Here is a 411-nt window from a genome sequence, read left to right as displayed (position 1 = left end):
GTGACCGACGTGGACGGGGCCGATGAGGCCAAGTTTGTGGCCGGCAACGGCGTGGCCAGCAATGGCGCCCTGGGCAACCTGTCCATCGCCGAAAACGGCACCTGGAGCTACAACGTCGACAACAGCAAGGTGCAGTACCTGGGCCTGGGTGAAACCCGTGTCGAGAACTTCACCGTGCAGTCGGTGGACGGCACCACGCACACCGTGACCATCACCATCACCGGCGTCAATGACGGTGCCGTGGTGGCGGGCGATGACCGGGGTGCAGTGACCGAAGATCTGAACGTGGTGAGTGGCAAGCTGACCGACACTGGCGTGCTGACCGTGAGCGATGCAGATCAGGGTCAGGCCAAGTTTGTGGTCGGGGCGGGCGTGGCCAGTGCGGGCGCCTTGGGCAACCTGTCCATCGCC

The 411-nt window shown here is 64.7% G+C and carries 1 protein-coding gene; it reads left to right on the top strand.

Annotated elements, in window-relative coordinates:
* A partial coding sequence (locus BN1128_RS25945; RefSeq protein WP_167335817.1) for a VCBS domain-containing protein occupies positions 1 to 411 on the top strand: 411 nt, incomplete at both ends.

This window comes from Aeromonas piscicola, from assembly GCF_000820005.1.
Taxonomy (GTDB): domain Bacteria; phylum Pseudomonadota; class Gammaproteobacteria; order Enterobacterales; family Aeromonadaceae; genus Aeromonas; species Aeromonas piscicola.
This window is presented reverse-complemented; position numbering and strand designations above follow the sequence as displayed.